Annotated in this window: 16 protein-coding genes; 11 read left to right on the top strand and 5 right to left on the bottom strand. The window is 38.2% G+C overall.

Annotated elements, in window-relative coordinates:
* Positions 1-67: 67 nt before the first annotated feature.
* The 6 genes from NST85_RS03835 (at position 68) to NST85_RS03860 (ending at position 8,736) form a co-directional block, all read left to right on the top strand.
* On the top strand, positions 68-1,378 hold the full coding sequence (locus NST85_RS03835; RefSeq protein ID WP_341188578.1) for a polysaccharide deacetylase: 1,311 nt from the start codon (positions 68-70) through the stop codon (positions 1,376-1,378).
* A 103-nt stretch (positions 1,379-1,481) separates the two neighbouring features.
* Positions 1,482-2,450: an AAA family ATPase gene (locus NST85_RS03840; protein ID WP_127193980.1), complete on the top strand. Its 969-nt coding sequence runs from the start codon at positions 1,482-1,484 to the stop codon at positions 2,448-2,450.
* The gene (locus NST85_RS03845; RefSeq protein ID WP_341188579.1) at positions 2,447-3,733 is read left to right on the top strand and encodes a DUF58 domain-containing protein; all 1,287 of its coding nucleotides are present in this window, start codon (positions 2,447-2,449) and stop codon (positions 3,731-3,733) included. The genes NST85_RS03840 and NST85_RS03845 overlap by 4 nt, the downstream gene beginning before the upstream one ends.
* Entirely contained in the window at positions 3,720-6,032 is a 2,313-nt protein-coding gene (locus NST85_RS03850) for a DUF4129 domain-containing transglutaminase family protein (RefSeq protein WP_341188580.1), read from the top strand. The genes NST85_RS03845 and NST85_RS03850 overlap by 14 nt, the downstream gene beginning before the upstream one ends.
* Before the next feature lie 78 nt (positions 6,033-6,110).
* Positions 6,111-7,649 (top strand): glutamine-hydrolyzing GMP synthase, encoded by a 1,539-nt coding sequence (gene guaA, locus NST85_RS03855; protein ID WP_127193983.1) that lies wholly within the window; start codon positions 6,111-6,113, stop codon positions 7,647-7,649.
* 157 nt (positions 7,650-7,806) lie between these two features.
* Entirely contained in the window at positions 7,807-8,736 is a 930-nt protein-coding gene (locus NST85_RS03860) for a tyrosine-type recombinase/integrase (protein WP_341188581.1), read from the top strand.
* Positions 8,737-9,019: 283 nt separating this feature from the next.
* Here the strand turns inward: NST85_RS03860 and NST85_RS03865 are convergent, their stop codons facing one another.
* Entirely contained in the window at positions 9,020-10,279 is a 1,260-nt protein-coding gene (locus NST85_RS03865) for a hypothetical protein (protein WP_341188582.1), read from the bottom strand.
* Positions 10,280-10,575: 296 nt separating this feature from the next.
* On the opposite strand from NST85_RS03865, the gene NST85_RS03870 reads away from it, so the two are divergent.
* Entirely contained in the window at positions 10,576-11,187 is a 612-nt protein-coding gene (locus tag NST85_RS03870; protein WP_341188583.1) for a hypothetical protein, read from the top strand.
* Positions 11,188-11,822: 635 nt separating this feature from the next.
* Here the strand turns inward: NST85_RS03870 and NST85_RS03875 are convergent.
* From NST85_RS03875 to NST85_RS03890, 4 genes are all read right to left on the bottom strand, one after another.
* On the bottom strand, positions 11,823-12,377 hold the full coding sequence (locus NST85_RS03875) for a hypothetical protein (RefSeq protein ID WP_341188584.1): 555 nt from the start codon (positions 12,375-12,377) through the stop codon (positions 11,823-11,825).
* A 13-nt stretch (positions 12,378-12,390) separates the two neighbouring features.
* Positions 12,391-13,239 (bottom strand): TOTE conflict system archaeo-eukaryotic primase domain-containing protein, encoded by an 849-nt coding sequence (locus NST85_RS03880; RefSeq protein ID WP_341188585.1) that lies wholly within the window; start codon positions 13,237-13,239, stop codon positions 12,391-12,393.
* An 86-nt stretch (positions 13,240-13,325) separates the two neighbouring features.
* Positions 13,326-13,517 carry a hypothetical protein gene (locus tag NST85_RS03885; RefSeq protein WP_341188586.1) on the bottom strand — a complete coding sequence of 64 codons (192 nt, stop codon included), beginning with the start codon at positions 13,515-13,517 and terminating at the stop codon, positions 13,326-13,328.
* Positions 13,518-13,643: 126 nt separating this feature from the next.
* Positions 13,644-14,216 carry an NUMOD4 motif-containing HNH endonuclease gene (locus tag NST85_RS03890; RefSeq protein WP_341188587.1) on the bottom strand — a complete coding sequence of 191 codons (573 nt, stop codon included), beginning with the start codon at positions 14,214-14,216 and terminating at the stop codon, positions 13,644-13,646.
* A gap of 783 nt (positions 14,217-14,999) precedes the next feature.
* Here NST85_RS03890 and NST85_RS03895 point away from each other — a divergent pair.
* From NST85_RS03895 to NST85_RS03910, 4 genes are all read left to right on the top strand, one after another.
* Positions 15,000-15,650 (top strand): recombinase family protein, encoded by a 651-nt coding sequence (locus tag NST85_RS03895; RefSeq protein ID WP_341188588.1) that lies wholly within the window; start codon positions 15,000-15,002, stop codon positions 15,648-15,650.
* A 129-nt stretch (positions 15,651-15,779) separates the two neighbouring features.
* Complete coding sequence (locus NST85_RS03900; protein ID WP_341188589.1) at positions 15,780-16,643, top strand: sce7726 family protein; 864 nt, start codon at positions 15,780-15,782, stop codon at positions 16,641-16,643.
* Positions 16,618-17,565, top strand: coding sequence for a sce7725 family protein (locus NST85_RS03905; protein ID WP_341188590.1), 948 nt, complete (start codon positions 16,618-16,620; stop codon positions 17,563-17,565). The genes NST85_RS03900 and NST85_RS03905 overlap by 26 nt, the downstream gene beginning before the upstream one ends.
* Positions 17,562-18,653 carry an RES domain-containing protein gene (locus NST85_RS03910; protein ID WP_341188591.1) on the top strand — a complete coding sequence of 364 codons (1,092 nt, stop codon included), beginning with the start codon at positions 17,562-17,564 and terminating at the stop codon, positions 18,651-18,653. Before NST85_RS03905 ends, NST85_RS03910 begins: the two co-directional genes overlap by 4 nt.
* The last annotated feature ends 146 nt before the right edge of the window (positions 18,654-18,799 follow it).

Consider the following 18,799-nt stretch of genomic DNA (forward strand, 5'->3'; position numbering starts at 1 on the left):
TTCTATATCTTCATACAATCTACCAGAAAGCCAAATGAATCGTATAAACGGTGGAGGTAGAAGTGATATGAGCAGAAAAGGGATTTCCGGTTTAATGATACTTCGGATCACTGCGGTCTTGATCGCGGTAATGATCGTGATTACCCAGTTTCACAGTGAGAAGGTGATCTTGCCGGAAGCTACCGCCCGTTCTGGGATAGGGTCTCAAGCAGTGTTGAACAAAGTAAAGAAAGTAGACACAGCAGGTACAAGGGATTCTGTTGGAGTCTCTTTAACAGCTTTGCCAATAAAACAAGAATTAGCCAAAGTAGAGGATAAGAAAAAGGTAGTATATCTCACTTTTGACGATGGACCTAGTGATTTAACTGATCAGGTGCTGGATATTCTGAAAGAAGCGAAAGCTCCATCGACCTTCTTTGTACTAGGAGCACAAGCCAAACGCTCCCCTGAAATTATTAATAGGATTGTAGAGGCAGGACATGCCCTTGGTAATCATACATACAACCATGAATACGATAAGTTATACCACAATTTTACTGAATTTTGGAGACAAATCAAGCAGACCGAGGAAGTAGTAAATGAGATTACGGGTTTCCGCCCACAATTGGTGCGTGCACCGGGTGGAACTTATGGTCATTTTGATGACACATACTTCAAGCTTTTGGAGCAGGGAGGCTACAAAGTGTTCGATTGGGATCTCGATACGGGAGATTCTAAACGAAAAGGAGTTCCGGCTGCAGAGATTGTCCGAAATATTACTTCAGCTAAACAGAAAGATAAAGTCATCGTACTTATGCATGATGGTGCAGGGCATGGTGAGACGGTGAAGGCTCTCCCCGAAATTATTGCCTTCTATAAAGATAAGGGGTATGAGTTTCGTGCTTTAACGGATGAAGTGAAACCTGTGCAATTTACGATTGATTCAAAGGTGAAATCTAAAGGACGTACCAACCCTTCTGTTGCATGGGTGGAGAGTCATATTGTTCCGAATTCAGCTCTATTTGGTCCACCAAAAGCTCTATATGTCGAAGCGGGTGGTGTAGAAATGAAACTTAAGTCTGGAGAATATGAACTTCGTAATGGACAGTATCTAGTTCCCCTACGTGCGACGATGGAGCGACTGGGTGCTAAAGTAAGCTGGAATCACAAGGGACGAAGTGCTGTAATAAGCTGGGGGAAGGCCACAGTAACTCTCGATACAGAGAAGAACACACTCGCCGTAGAAGTCCAAGGACAACCTCTGGAACAGAATGGGGTTACGATTGAAGTGAAGAATGGCTCGTTATGGTTACCACTACGGACCCTACTGGAGACGACGGGTCATGATGTAATCTCCGTGATTTCTGGTGTGGAGGAGAACCGAGTTCAAGCATTGTAAGAGAAATGTTTCCCGAAAAAATCCTCTCTCTTGTACGTCTATTTTCGATAGCTTCTGGCGAAACTATTAATAGATTAGTACGCGGAGATGGAGGGGAAATGAAATGAATCACGATCAAGCTTGTGATTTACTAGAGCGACTCGTAAATAGAGTGGATACTGTGATCGTAGGAAAGAGGAAAGAAATAGAGCTCGCCGTCGTAGCGATGCTTTATGGTGGTCATATATTATTGGAAGATGTACCTGGTGTGGGGAAAACACTACTAGTTCGCACGTTAGCTGCATGTCTTGGGGGGACGTTTGGACGGATTCAATTTACTTCTGACTTAATGCCTTCCGATGTGACAGGAGTAACGGTGTACCATAATCATAATGGACAATTTCAATTCCGACCGGGACCAATTATATCTAATATCGTTCTAGCAGACGAGATTAACCGTGCTGCTCCACGAACGCAGTCGGCGCTACTAGAAGCTATGGAAGAGCGTAAAGTCACTGTTGATGGTGAAACACATACTTTACCTAAACCTTTTCTATTACTGGCGACACAGAATCCGTTGGAGTATGAGGGAACCTACCGATTGCCCGAAGCACAGCTTGACCGCTTCTTGATGCGGATTACACTTGGGTATCCCGGGCCGGATCAGGAGGTTGAAATGCTGGGACGTTTGCAAGAGTCGCGGCCCGTTGAGGAATTGAGACCGGTGTTACTACCCGAAGAGATGGTTCAGATGCAACGCCAGGTTAGGTCGGTATTTGTGGACGAGGTTATCAAGAAGTATTTGGTTGAAGTAGCGCAAGTCTCGCGAAATCATCCACAAACTTTGCTTGGAATCAGTCCGCGCGGAACGTTGGCATGGATGGGGGCCTCTCAGGCTATGGCTTATATCAAAGGACGCATGTATGTGATTCCTGATGATGTAAAGGCGGTAGCGGAAGCTGTTCTGTCGCATCGGATTGTGCCAAGAACGGAAGCCAGAATGTCGGGTGCCAGTGGGGATAAAGTTGTTATGGATCTACTGAACCAGACTTCCGTTCCGATGTTCAGTCGAGCCAAAGGATTGACCTCATGAGAAGTAGTATTCGGATATGGATAATTGCTGGAGCTTGCTTGGGATTTCTAGTGGCATTGTATGGATGGCGGGGAGGAAATTCCTCGCTGTTCTTAGTGCTGTCATTGTTCTTTGTTGTTCTTCAAGGAGCAGTAGTCCAGCTTGGTGGACCCAAAGCAGCTGTTGTGACGAGATCATGGTCTCCAGTCACCCCCTCGGTGGGTGATGATGTTGAAGTTACTTTATCTATTACTGTCTCAGGTGGTTTTCCACCTTTATGGCTAGAAGTTAGGGATAACTTTGCTGTATCCTCTTCGCGTAGTGGCAAGAGCATTTCAGAAGGGCAAAGAGGATTATTATGGTTTGCTGGATTTAGAAGGGAATATACCGGTACATACTCCCTAAAGGAATTGCCTCGTGGAATTTATGTGGATGGTCCTATATTAGTAACGTGGGGAGATGCATTCGGTTGGTTTAAAAGAAGTCTGTACATAGAAGGGCAAGACGTACTTATTGTCCACCCTTCTTCTTTGAAGTTTGTCTCCTCCTTGGTAGAGGGGATGGAAGAGGGAAATGATGACGCAGAAATATCATCCTTACCTAAAGCTTCTTCCCAGGTGGGGGGAGGCTTAAGGGAGTATGAAGCAGGAGATCCATTACGTCGCATAAATTGGAAGAGTTCCGCCAAGCGGGGGACATTAATGACCCGTATTCCAGATGAAACAGGAAGAGCACCGCACTACTTACTTCTCGATACAAGAAGTCGATCTTACACCCAGCCTCCGAATGAGAATGGAACTCCTGAAATGTCAAATCTGCAAGGGACAAACCGGATGTTTGAATTAGCTGTATCAGCAGCGGCCGCCTGGCTTAAGAGGGAAGTTGCTTCCGAGAAGGGAGACATTTATTTCTGCCACGGAGGTATGGAAGATCCATTACAGCTGTCAGGTAACCGGGGACTGAGCGAAGGATTGGACATGCTAGCTGACGTTCTGCAGGATAGTAAAGGCTTAAGACCAATCTCTGAAATGTTTCAGAGGGTTAATCTACATCGATCAGGAGGGTATCCATTACTGACAGTCGTCACTGGGATCATGACCACTGAACTGGCTGAATGCCTTTTGAAGCTTACGTATAGCGGAGTTCAACCTGAAGTATGGTGTGTCTATAGTGCAGCAGCCAGCACGGAGGTAAATGAGTGGAGTACTCGGCTTCGGGAGTCAGGCGTAGTCATTCGGTACCTTTCGCCAAGTAGAGGGACTCATTCTAGGACGGCAGGAGGGACAAGTTATGTTAGCGCCTAAGCCTAAGATGCAAGGATTCCCTGATCGCTCGCTTATAAATGTCCAGACTAGCAGAGATAAATATGGTGCCCTGAAGAAGTGGGGGCTACGGATGGTAGTATCACTACTGCTATTTGGGTTATTCAGTGAATGGCTTTATCCGCTGTATTCATTTATAGAAGAAGGTGAAACTATAATTATTAACACCTTCTTCGTATTAACGGGGGTCTTATTGTGTATTGGTTGTTTACGACTCCCTGTAGTTGTACATGTATCATTTCCACCGCTGCTCATTATAGCAACGATGTTTTACCTCTACGGGCAAGAGAAGGGGTTGTCCTGGTTTACTGGTTATTTAAAGGTTGGGATTAACGATGTAGCTGAGATATTTCAGTCAGGAAGATTGTATGGAATTAGTATGGAATCACGTGCGCTCCTATTACTGATCGGTTGGACGTTGCTGGTTGTCTCTGTGCAGATGTTAGCTATAAGTAAGGGAAGTATTCTGTTATTCTTTTCAGCCACCTTATTATACTTGTTAGCTCTTGATCTGGCTTTGGAGTTGCCCGTATATGAAGGATTAATCCGCGCGACCTGTTGGGGGTTGGTTCTACAAGTTTTAGTCTTTATGATTCCTGCAGAGACCCCTTTTCTGGAGGGGGAGAATAAACTTACAGCTACCGCATCTCGTGCCCGTAGGACGTGGATTATTGTTGGGAGTGCAACTGCAATAGGTTGTGTTCTCGGTGCTGTATTGCTCGGTTCAGTGATCCCCGTTCGTCCCATGGCGAACATTCCGTGGTACAAAGCAATCCAAGCTGTTGAAGGGTGGAGTGGCACGACTTTAAGCGGGGAGCAACGTTCAAATTCTGCTGTATCAGGCTATAGTCGTGACGATACTGTATTAGGTGCTCCTTTGACTTTGCGACAGGAGCCTTTTTTCACAGCGATCTCTCCCGTTTCAACTTATTGGCGCGGAGAGAGTAAGAGTATGTACAACGGACGTGGTTGGACACAGCCACCCTCAATGAGGAGTGCCCCAGGTGAGAGAACCGCTTCAACTTTACCTGGGGGTATTTCCCTTACCGGGAATGAATTAATCCAACAAAGTATTACATTTGCTGAACCTATGAGCGGTGAGGTAGTACTTATGGGGGGCGGGCTCCCGGTGAGTGTAAGTGGGATTGATATGGGGAGTGTTCAGGCTGGATCATCCCAGATAATTCCTCAGTTCGACGATGGAGCGGATGCCTTTTTGCTTGATTCTGTCCCAGCTACACAACCCATTCATGGTTATGACCTGACGGTGGAGCTGCAGACGGTTCCAAGTGACGAACTTCGTAATATTCAAGGGGCGGATCCTGATGAAATTTCACAGAGGTACTTTCAAATTCCTGCAACTTTACCAGAACGGGTACGGAGTCTTGGTATCAGCTTGGTCAAGGATAAAGAGGGCCGTTATGAATCTGTCCTAGCGGTAATGGACTATTTGAAGACTCATTATACCTACAACCTCACTTCCCAGGTACCGCCGCAGGGCAATGACTTCGTAGATCAATTTCTCTTCGAAGATCGTATTGGATACTGTGATCATTTCTCCACTGCCATGGCTGTACTACTGAGGAGTGCAGGCATCCCGAGCCGGTGGGTAAAAGGATTCTCTCCAGGCGAACCGAGTGAGCAGAATAACCATCAATACAATGTAAGTTATGCGGATGCGCATGCATGGGTTGAGGTGTATTTTCCCGAGAAAGGGTGGGTGCCATTTGATCCTACACCTGGGTATAATAACGATCCTACTGAGTCTGATACATCGTATAATGACGGAAAGACCACCTGGTTATCGACTCTGGTTCCGTTTATAAGAAACATTGGATTGACTATATATCATGGGATAAGTGAGTTTGTCCCAAAACTTCAGATGTGGCTACATAAATATGGGGTAACTGGGATTACAATAGTATTAGGAGTTGGGTTTGTTTCACTCATGCGTAGGGAGATGATGTTCCGCAAAAATATCGTGTTCTTATGGTTGCTGGTAATCAAGCCTTATCGTCGCTTTCCCAATCGAATGGAGCTGCTATACGCAGCGGAACGAGTATGGCGAGAAGTGTATTTGATCCATGGACCAAAGCCACTTATGATAACTGCAAGGGAATATGCCCAATCCATCATTCGGGAAAATAGTGAAAGAGGAGAAGCATTGGAACGCTTTGTAACCGTCTGGGAATCCCTTTATTATGGCGGAAATGGACTAGATCGGAAGGGGAGTAGGACCTTCCTGAAAGAGTGTTGGAATTTGGCAATTCAGCAGGAATAACATCTCAAATGGATCTTCCTTGACGATCTCTTTTGTCGTTTCGTATAATTAGTGTCATGAATTAAGGGAGGCTCGGTAATGAAAAAGCCAAGTGAAATTATTGTTGTCCTAGATTTTGGTGGACAATACAATCAACTAATTGCAAGAAGAATTCGGGATTTAGGGGTTTACAGCGAATTATTGCCATATAACACAACAGCAGATCGTCTGCGTGAATTGGCTCCGAAAGGAATTGTATTCTCTGGAGGACCATCAAGCGTTTATGCGGAGGATGCTCCGAAGATCGATCCAGCTATCTATGATCTTGGAGTACCTATCTTTGGGATTTGCTACGGTATGCAGCTAATGGCTCAGGATTTGGGCGGCAAGGTAGAACGTGCAGCGAAGCGTGAGTACGGAAAGGCTGATGTGGATTTTGCAGATCATTCTGTGCTGACAAAAGGCCTGGATGCTAAACAAACTGTCTGGATGAGTCACGGAGATCATGTTGTGGAACTTCCGACAGGATTTCGCATTGATGCTTCGACTGAGCATGCACCTATCGCAGGTTTTGCTAATGAAGAACGGCGGATGTTTGGTTTACAGTTCCACCCTGAAGTGCGGCACTCAGTGCATGGTAATGAGATTATCTCTAATTTCCTGTTTGAAGTATGTGGCTGTAAAGGCGACTGGAGTATGGAGACGTTTATCGAGGATGCGATTCAAGATATTCGTAATAAGGTTGGCGACAAAAAAGTACTTTGCGCACTAAGTGGTGGTGTCGATTCCTCCGTAGTGGCGATGCTTATTCACCGCGCGATTGGCGATCAGTTGACATGTATGTTTATTGATCATGGTTTGCTACGCAAAGGCGAAGCAGAGAGTGTCATGGAGACATTTGTTGGGAAGTTTGATATCCATGTCGTGAAGATTGATGCACGCGAGCGTTTCCTCAGCAAGCTGGCAGGTGTGGATGATCCCGAGCAGAAACGTAAAATTATTGGTAATGAATTCATTTACTGTTTCGACGAAGAATCAGCTAAGATCGGTGATTTTGATTTCCTAGCGCAAGGTACGTTGTATACGGATATCGTAGAGAGCGGAACAGCGACAGCACAAACGATCAAATCGCATCATAATGTTGGCGGATTGCCTGAAGATATGAAATTCAGTCTAATCGAGCCGTTGAACACACTCTTTAAAGACGAAGTACGTAAAGTCGGCGAAGAGCTTGGTATGCCACATGCGATCGTCTGGAGACAACCGTTCCCAGGTCCAGGACTTGCGATTCGTGTACTTGGCGAAGTGACAGAGGAGAAACTTACAATTGTTCGTGATTCAGACTTCATTTTGCGTGAAGAAATCGCTAAGGCAGGACTAGATCGTGAGATATGGCAGTATTTCACCGCATTGCCGAACATGAAGAGTGTCGGCGTTATGGGTGATGCTAGAACCTATTCTTACACAGTAGGTATCCGCGCAGTAACTTCCATCGACGGTATGACAGCTGACTGGGCACGTATCCCATGGGATGTGCTTGAGAAAATTTCTGTTCGTATCGTAAACGAAGTAGAAAACGTAAACCGTATCGTCTACGACGTTACTTCGAAACCACCTGCAACGATTGAGTGGGAGTGATTTGGGTGTTTTTCAATTGATTATTGACTGAGAAGCCTTGCTGTATAAGGGTTCTTAGACAACGATTGAAAATCTTATTTCATTCACCTGCAACTATTGGTCTTCAAAAATTACTCTCTTTTATTTGTGTTATTTAACAAATAAAAGGGAGTTTTTTATGTCGAAAATTAATGAATTGATTGATGATTTTAAGATGAATCAAGAAATCCAAGGCAGAAAAAAGGAGTATATCTCAGGTTGCATGTATCGATTGCACCGTTGGATGGAGTTCACTAAGGAGCAGCTAGAAGTTGAGGAAGCGGAAGAAGTCACTTCAATGCATATTAAGAAGTATATTCAGCATTGTCAAAGTAGAGGTAAAGAAGCCAACATTACAATCAATAATCAACTTGCCACAATCAAGGTGTTCTTTCAGAATCTTATTGATGAGGAATATATAGATGAGAAAGATAATCCTATGCGGAGAATTAAAAACTTGAAGGAAGACAAGCGGGTTATTATTACATTCAATGATGAAGAAGTAAGGCGTATCATTAATGACGTGCGAGAAGAGACATATTCCAACCTAAGAGATAAATTAATACTAATCATGTTATTTGATACGGGAATTCGTGTTTCAGAACTGTGTAATATAAAAAAATGCGATGTGTCAAGGACGAATATTCTGATTCATGGAAAGGGTTCTAAGGAGCGGCTAATCTACATTAGTAAGATAATGAGAAAGTATATGAGGAAGTACGAGGAAGCGAAGCAGAGACGGTTTAAACACAGGTTAGAAGACGAGGTAGAGGATTACTATTTCCTAGACCAAAGCGCGGAAAGGTTATCCCGCTCCCGCATTAATAAGATATTGAAGGAGCATTGTAAGAACGCTAGTGTACGGAAGGAAGTAAGGTGTTCACCACATGATTGTCGTCATTATTTTGCGCAAAAGCAATTGAAGAATGGAATTGATATTTACAGTTTAAGCAGACTTATGGGACATTTTGATACACAAATCACATCAAAGTATTTGAGAGGTCTGGAACAGCATGATATTTTGGAGATAGGGAAAGTGTACAGTCCATTAAACAAGGTTAAGATTTGATGTGTCCGCAGAAGGCTCAGGACTCAATTATAAGACGTTTTATGAATGTTATAGATATTTGTACTAAGATATCTTGAATGTGCAAGTGCGGGGCATCTGAGCGAGATAAAAGAATAGTTGTACAAGAAGAAAAAAGGGCGAATACACATCGTCCTTTTTTTGTGAATAAATATTAAATTAATTCATTTTGTCATAGGTCCCTAAACCATCTTTAGCAAGATGTAGTACAAGTTTTATTTTCCCCATCTTTCTTCTCCTTTATAATGTAAATTGAACATTTGCTTTATTTGATATTAATTCCAGCATTACGCAACCTATTTTTTAAATATTCAATGTCATACCATTTCTCTTTAGATGAAACACGTAAAAAAATGTATTTTTTTTCTATCGCTAGTCTTTCTTTAATTTCATCATTTTGTTTATCTTTCAAGAATCTCTCAGTACCGCCGAAATTGGGGACAGGAGTACGGTGTTGTTTTCCATCAAACTCAACAATGAGATTTATTTTCTCGAAATAGCCGTCACAATATAAGTGTTTTCCTTTGATTCCTATAAGCCAAGACCATGTCTTGTTTCTTTCATAATCACAATTCACAATTCCTTTAATCATTTCTAAGAACACTTTTTCTGACACATTTTTCTCTTTTATCTTATATCCATAATATTTTGCGACTTCACTCCATTTCAGATTTAGTCTTTCACATATTGTTCTATAACTATATTTAGAATGCCTATTAAACAACCTCCTTGTTGGATATGTACCATAGTTCTTATGAAATAAATCAAAGACTTTTTTAAAATCAATTTCTAGTTCTGATATGGGAATGAGATTTTCATTCTTATAGTTTATTAGGGAAGTTACGGATTTTTCTATATATGACATATTTCTTTGTTCAAAGTACTCATCTAGCTCGGTTTTATCATTTATCATTATCCCAAGTATTTCGTCCCAATATTGATTCGAAATGCCGTAGTAATCACAATAAATAGATGGAAGAATGCTAGCATGTTCTAAAAATTCAGTGACAGATGGTATTTTTCCTATTTTGTTCTTGATTTTATAAAAATGATTTCTTAATATTGAGTCGTTGTAATTTCCTTTGTAGTGCTCATTAATGAAACCGCATCGTTTTCTAACAATTGCAATGTCTATAACATCAGAAAAAACATATTGTTTCAGATAGGGGTGTTCCTTGATAAATTTTGTAGAATCAGATTTACCATTTTTCATTGCATGTGTAAGATATTCTTGCGAAGCATAATCATAAAGAGATTCTAATTTGTTGTAATAAGTCAATAGCTCCCTCCATGATGTTCTCAATCCTTTGATAATACCCATACTTGGGATTTTGCTAATCTCATCAAAACCCTTTCTCGTAAGGTACTTTCCTAAATTTGATGTTATACGTAGAAATTCACGTATATATTCCTCAATAGAGCATTTCTTTATATATAAAGAATAATATTGTTTAAAGTATTCTTTACTATTTGTGGTAGTGTTAAAAAACGCCTGACGGTCAGTTGAATTTTTCGATGTCATCAATATTACCTAGCTCCTCTTCTAAGTTGCAAATCTTGTTGTAAAAAGGAGTATAGTATATTGAAACAACAGATGTAAATGGAAAGTAATTCTGTGAATTAATGCCAAATAAAGTACTGTATGAAAATTTACATATAACCAGAAAATTCAACTGGAATATGTTAGGATAAACATAGGTCATTATAACTATTTCTTTCTATTAAGAGAAGAAGTCATTTACGAATGGTGATAGTTTTAGGAGATGGATGTTTGATGAATAAATACGGAGAGGTTGATAGTAAGTGCAGAGCGTATACGAAGTGATTGTTTACAAAAGAGGAATGTTTTTCTGTACATTAATTGGCTCTGTGGCAATGATTCTTCAAGCACTATTCGAATCACCATCTAAAGGAGCAATACTATCGTACGCAATAATTGCATTTATTCTTTCGATTAATGATTTATTTTCAGAAAGATGTATAAAAATAGTTTTACATATCAGGGCAATTGGATTAGTTATTTCGTTAGTTTCTGCCATTATTTGGTTCACTATTGATAGGGAAACATTAATATTTATGCATAAACATGATATTGTTTGGGCGGATTCTCTTACAATTTCTTCTTTATCGATATTACTTTTTACATTTGGACTAAAAAGTTTAAACAATAGAGAAACATATAAAGTATATGAAGTATTAGAAATCATAATGAAGCATGCTCCAGGTAAGAAAGTTGCAAGGGCAATGAGAGAAAATACTGGACAAAGTGCATTTATTTTATACAAGAATCATGAAGGGCAATTAATGTGGAATACAGATGGGAATGTACCTCCCAGAAACCCAAAAGGGCTAGTAAATGAAAATGTTGCATCTTTGAAACCGTTAATTTTAGATAGTGTGTATACTATAGAGGATGGGCCATCAGATTATTAATGATTCTCTTTGTAAATGATACTCAGAGAAATAGAAGTAGTTTAAGGAAATCCTCATTCACAAATTTATTTTTCAATTGACGGTATTCTTTCGAAACTTGAAGCGTAGGAACCGCTATTTCATGGGCTATTATTAGTCCTTGATTTAGCTGTACTTTTTTTTACATTCAATATAAGGAGGAACGAACGATGAAAGGAAAAGTAATTCGTACTGATGCTGGTCTGCAAAACTGTATCTATTTTCAACAGCGTGTAGACATATGGATATGTGGAGAGTTCGAAGAGGAAGTAATAATGCAGACTATGATGATACAGTCAATGAAATTGTAGGAGGAGATAAGTATCTGGCACAGAATGTGACGCTAAAGGTCGTCTAGAAGAAAAGGGGAGTCAAAGCGTAGACTCCCCGAATACATCTCAATAAAACTCCGATTCAATTGAGTTTAAAGCGTCTTATCGACATTGTACGATATTACCTACAATAGATTATTTATCTCTTTACTCTCTGAAACTCAACGGGCTATAAGCACTACAAGCACTATAAACTCTACAGCAAGTATCAACCAATGTGTAATTACCGAGCCAGCTTACACGTCAATTACATTAACAGCACCAACGTGCAAGCAATATATCAAATCAGACAACCAAACTCTCGTATTGTCTCCTCGGCAACATATTTCTCAATTCCTTTCTGTCAAAGAAGTACAACATGCACGACTTAAAATCATGGGATTCATTAATCGTCAACACATTAGATTCTTCGACAGTTGCAACAATATTTAAGCGATATAGGTTAGGTAGATTACGTTGCAACCCTTGTCCGCCTACTGGTTTCCTGTTACGTGCAACAGCTTCAATGACACCTAAATCAATTAACTTGTTTACTTGGTTTCTTGCTGTTTTCTCAGCTACACCAGTGGCGGATTCAATCATTGAAAATGGCATATAAAAAACGCCTTGCATATTCGCATGGCGTTTAGAGTGTTTCAACAGTGCATATGTGATTAGTTTCTGATTTTTCTCAGGACATTTATCAATAATCCATTTCAATTCGATTAGAGTAACTGTCAATTCCTTGTTACTGATTCCGAGATTATAATTCTTCTCATAGACATCTCGAACAATGAAATCAATGTCTTTGTAACATTCGCTTAACTTTGTTGTATACGACTCAGGGTTTTGCGTGTCCATCCAAACATATAACTCATCCACAGTATTTGAGATACATACAAATTAATAATGTTGAATTGTGCCTGCTTCCCTGTATTTGTAATCCTTCGGTTAGAAGTTTCTGCGCTCGCGAAATCGAATAATCTTCTGACTGTTCATGATTTGCCAGTGGTACAAATGAGCTAATCGCATCTTGTGATTCAATAAATTGTTTAGTATTAATATGTTCTAATTCCGATTCGGCAATCTCGATGACATCTAATACTTGTCGACTTGGTATCTGGTTAATCGTCAACAGGTACTCTTCACTCAGTTTTTTGTTCATGACGTTTAATCCCGTTTCGACAAGACAGAAGCCACAGTAACTTTTTGTCACTTGATGGATTCCAAGTGGAAGCTTAATTCCTTGTTTCTCACTGACCCGAAATTCAACTTGTCCCTGTGTATGTTGTTTAACATCTGACTTTTCAATTACATAGTCAAAGAATTTCCTTGCATGTTCTACTGTAATCTTATCTTCAAAGAATATGTCAATGTGATAACCCTTTGAACCGCTATAGTTAATGTGATGGTCAATTCCAAACGAATTAAGTGTATATGCAATCTTATAAGTAATCCATTTAGCCATTTGATTATCATGAAAGTCTATGTCAAATGACATGAAGATACTACCGAAATCACCTGCGAATGTTCCAATGGTAAAATTTCCATTCAAATGGTTCTCTAAATGCCAATCTGAAAGCCTTATGTCTTTTTTCTTGGTGTACTGGTTTACCTGTCCTGCGACTACGTGTCGCCATTTACCCTTCTTACTTTGCGATAGATATTTTCCTCTCTGGACGAGATATAAGTCACTTAATTTCTTGATTACTTTTTTTTGCATTAATAAACACCCCTTTGAATTATCAATTGTCTTTTTGAATTATCAGCATGTAATTACACATAAAAAAGACTCAACAAGTCTCCTTGTTAAGCCATCTTTAACTCAATTCCTTGTTCTCGATATTCGTCTAACACATCTTGCAACGCTTGATTGTGTTTGAACTGCCAGAACTTTCTCATAGTTTTTGCATGATAAGCGCAACAGATATAACTGAACCCTTTATTTTTCAAAAACATTTGTAAGTTTGTTGAGTAACAGAAAAAATACTTATCTTTCATCTGATTTCGCTCCTTTGACTTCATAAATTAAAGTAATAACCCCAAACACAATTTTCGTATTTGGGGTTTATGAGAAGATAATCAATGTCAATATTGGACAGACCAATGATTGCTTGTGACTTGTTCTTATGATGATTTCTTGTCTTGCAAACTACGCTCGAATCTCCATTTACCTGCCTGTGTGATTCTTCCCTTGAGCACGTTAGAGATAATCTTCATATAAACACCAAGTTCCCTAGATGCTTCTGTCTGTGACTTAAATTCTAATTTCTCGCCTGTGTCTCTGTGAGTAGCAACTACTGGTTTGTTATTCTTCTTTATTAGTCCAGTTGCGTAAGCATGAGCGATATTTTCACTTCGTGTAACCCATTCTAAGTTCTCTAGTTTATTATCTAGCTTGTCACAGTTGATGTGATTGACTTGTGGCTTATTGTGTGGATTGAGAATAAATGCCATTGCCACTAAGCGATGAACATAAACTTTTTTTGTAGGTTGACCCTTCTTACATAAGTCAAGTTTTTCATAACCATTACGGCAAACATGAGTCTTCATAGGTTTCTCTTTACGTCCTTTATCGTTACCTAAACTCCTTACCTCTCCGTAGTTAGACACAATATACAGTCCTTCATAACCTAAAACGTCACGACATTCTTTATTTACCTTCTCAAATTGATTCTCATTTACTTCTTTAATTGTCATTATAAATCATCTCCTATTTGTCGAATTGTTGAGGAGAGAACGACAAATAACCCTTGCCATCTCTGGCAAAGGTTTTTGTCCTCACTCTTGGGAAATAGGTATATACCGTTTTTCTCCCTCACTCCTTAAAGAGTCGAGAACATTACTTTTTTGCTTGTTTTGGCAAAAATAAACAAAATATTATAACCAAACAAAAGCCGCTTCATTGGGGGAAGCAGCTTCTGTCTGGTCTAGGGTTAATGACTGATGTTGCTTTGAATTGATAATCTTTTAAAGTTTGTTGTCTATTTGCATTCTTTCTCGTGGAATCAAAAGCATAAGTAGAAGTTGTAATAAAAGAGTAGAAATATAAGTAATCTGTAGGAGAATCTATAAGTATTGAATATTAATGTAGTGCTTTTCGTATCGTGAAATAATTAATATGGCTTTCCTTCTGGGTGTGTGGGGGGCTTTTCTATATAGTTGAACGAAGAGAAGACTGTAAACCCTCCCCCTAAGCTCACAAATGGTATTGCATCTTTGTGTCAAACCAAATTTCATATTCTGCTTAACTGATTAAGTAATTGCTGCTTAAATAGTTAGGGCATTTGGCAACCTCGTGTGAGTATGGAGGGTTGAGTGGCGTTTATAAACGTATACCTTTGTAAACGTAAAACTATCTCGACTTCTCATGATTGTAAAGGTGTATAAATGATTATAAAAACGTTTATAAATTATTTATATGTTTATAAACGAATATGATATAATGAGAACATCACATAATAAAAGAGGGATGCTCTACTAATGACAGCTAAAATATTTGCTTACATAAGAGTTTCTGCAAAAGACCAAAATCCCGATAGACAGTTACATGAGATGAAGCAGCTTGGAGTAAATGAACGAGATATATTCATTGATAAAGAAAGTGGAAAGGACTTCGACCGCCCTCAATATCAAGCCTTGAAGCAATGTTTACGTCAAGGAGATTTGCTATACATAAAGTCTATTGACCGCTTTGGACGCAATAGTAAGGAAATCAAGAAGGAATGGGAACATATCACACAGGATATTAAAACGGATATTAAAGTGCTTGATATGCCTTTGTTGGACACTACACAGCACAAAGACACGCTGGGAACATTTGTGAGTGATTTGGTGTTGCAGGTGCTTTCATTTGTTGCCGAACGAGAGCGTGAGAACATTAAGCAACGTCAGTCAGAAGGAATTGCTGTTGCAAAGGCTCATGGAAGACATCTAGGGCGACCACAAATGAATTTCGACTCATTAAGTAAAGAACAAAAGGCATTATTAGAATTGAATTATCCAAAGTGGCAAGGAAAAGAGATAACTGCTGTACAATTTATTGAGTTATTGGGGTTAAAAAAGAACACTTTTTATAAGATAGTTAAAGAGTACACAACAATAGTCAGCCAAACCAAAAAACAATCAAAGTAATTGATTGCTTATCAATCCAAGTTTTCACGCTTTTATCATGCTATATTGTAGATGGAAATGAGGCTATGTAAAGTTAAAAGAGAAAATGAGAAAATAGTTGAAAAATATATTCTGAATAATAGGGTGTACATGATGGAAAAAGAGAGTAAGGCAAATGTGAATCACAATTATTTAAATAGATTTTTTACAAAAAAATACCTAATTGACAAAATTTATTCGGAAGAATTCGTATCCGATTTATTCTTACAAGAGTTGGAAAAAAATTATAAATTATTAAATTCGGAATATCGTAACGAGTTTTTCTATAAAAGCATACTGTTTAATAAATACATTATAGGAAAATATAGTTTAAAAACTTCCACTGCACTTAGTGAAATTGTTATTGATAACTCAAAGGCTGATTTTATTGTGTTAAATCGTTCAAACGGTATTGTATTTGAAATAAAAACTGAGTTGGACAATTTTGATAGGTTGATATATCAGTTGAATGACTACTATAAAGTTTTTAGCATGGTAAACGTTGTGGCTTCAGAAAAAAACTACTACCCAGTCTACAAATTACTAAAGGAAACGAATCCTAATGTCGGAATAATTGTTTTGACTAAGAACAAAAGATTAAGTGTGAGGAAAACACCTATAAGAGATGATATGGCACTGAACCATGAAGCCTTATTTAAATTGCTGCGAAAAAACGAATATGAAAAAATCATCTTGTATAAGTTTGGTTTTATTCCTGATGTAAAACCAGTACATTTTTTTAGAACATTATTAGAACTATTTAAACAAATTAACATTATAGAAGCGCAAACATTAGTTTTTAAAGAGTTAAATAAAAGAGAAAAATCTGGTACAATTGAGATAATTAAGTATTTACCAGAATCAATAAGGTGGTTGGTGTATTCAGGAAAATATAATGAACAAACATTGCACTTTATTTGCGAGAAACTTAATCTAAGGGGTGATATGAATGTACTACCCAATAATAAGAGGTAGACAGTATGATTTACTTGCTATTAGAGAATTGGCGGTTAATTATAGATTGAGTCGACATATAACTCCAATTATTGAACCAATTAAACTAAATTCTACGCTTATCTCTACTTTAAGTGAGATTAGAAATGCTCAAAACAGTGCCATAGTTATTTCAAACCCTAAAGTGGGTTCATTTATGGGAGAGTTAGAGATTGAGGATATTAAACATAAGTTCATAGAGCTCACAAAAGAGAATAATGTTACTATTGCACACCACTTCAATAAAAATTCTGTGGAACAAATACGTGACATAATTGAATCCTATGAAGTTGAATTAAATGATATTGTAGTTGTACATAGTGAAAAGAAATTAGTTAATTTGTACAATGATATATTCGAGGAAGAAATTCCAAAACTAAATTTGATTCCATTAGATAATGCTTTCAGGAGACAATTAAACGGGAAAAATCTAGTTGGATTAGATGACAAGTTCAACAAATTATTAAGGAATGTGGATTATTTAGATAATGAAAATGAGTTTTTTTCAGAAGAACATCTGTTCTTTGCAGAGGAAGGGTATATTGGATTTTCTGATTATTCTGTAGTAGGAGCAGAATTTAATGAAGGTGGATTTGCTCCTTATGCTGTGGCAATTCATATTGCGTACCCAAACGAAGAAAGCGCATTAGAAATAATGCATTTTGTTTCAGATTCCAATAGGGATACTAGCGACCCCGCGGGTAAATTTTCTGAAGCGCTGGATAAGTTAATAGAATGGTACGTGGATTATTCAGATAATGATTTCATGAATACTTTAGCTATGCAGATATTTAAGAGACATCATAACGAAGGTACTTACCCAGGTTTACCTACTTTAAAAAAATTATCGATAATGCATCATTTGGAATTAGTGGGTAATATCTTGGAGGGGCGTTTGAGATGAATTGCTGTGAAAAATGTTTTACTTCTCAAGAGCTAAAAAGTATCATTAAAAGTTTGAATAGGATTGATAATTGTAACTTTTGTGGAAGTACTCAAGTACATGTCTATGATTTGCATAGTGATTCTGGGATTGATGAATTATTTAATGGAATTTTAAGTATCTTTAAACCAGCATCAGAATTATTACCATATGGATACTCACGCTATCAGTTGGTTAGTATAAAAGATGAATTCGAGAAGAAGTGGAATATTTTTAATGGATTTAATAGCCATAAAATACATAGGTTTTTAGTTGAACTATTAAACAATAAATTTCCTGATAAAATTCCATTACTAGATAATCAAGTCGGTATTTTGGAGTGGATGAATGATAAATACCTAAACGGAAATTCAGTTTTAAAGGGAAAAACATGGAGTGAATTTGTTGATTACATAAAACATGAGAATAGATTTCATACAAATCATGTGAATTATGAAGTGTTAAAAGGTTATTTATCGAGTATTACAATAACTTTAGAAGCGGAAACTTTCTTTCGTGCTAGGATTTCAAATAGTGAAGAATTAACTCATGAAAAAATGGGGGCACCACCAAAAGAACTAGCAACTGCTGGGCGGGCAAATTCTGAAGGCATCAGTCATTTATATTTAGCTAGTGACACATCAACCGCGGTAAGTGAAATAAGACCAAGTAAAAGTGATTCTATTTATGTGGGTAGATTTCCACTAACATCAAGTATCAAGGTAATTGATTTTAAGTTATTGAAAAACTTGGATGTGTTTATCTTTCAAGACCCTGTTAGGTATGCTATAAATTTAGAAACCTTCGACGAAATAAATAAGGCAATTTCTAAACCAGTTAGAAGTGGCGATAGTAAGTTGGATTATTTGCCTACTCAATTTATTGTAGATTTCATCAAGAGTCTTAATGAAACTGAAGGGGCAGGATATGAAGGTATTATTTTTGAAAGCACGTTAAGTACAAGTGGGTATAATTTAATGATATTTAATCCTACTATTGTTAATTGTGTACGTATTGAAAAGCACAGAGTAGAATCACTCAATTATGCAACTGTTCCAATACATATATGAAAAATAGACTGATGCTTCAAATAAAAAACCTCTGAATACAATCGGGAAAAATCCAATTGTATTCAGAGGTTTTTTACATTTTTCAGCTTGAAATCGTTGTTCTAACCCGCTACAATTGATACATAAAGATAGCACAATAACAGACA

Origin of the sequence: Paenibacillus sp. FSL K6-2524 (assembly GCF_038005525.1) — a bacterium.
GTDB classification, from domain to species: domain Bacteria; phylum Bacillota; class Bacilli; order Paenibacillales; family Paenibacillaceae; genus Fontibacillus; species Fontibacillus anaericanus.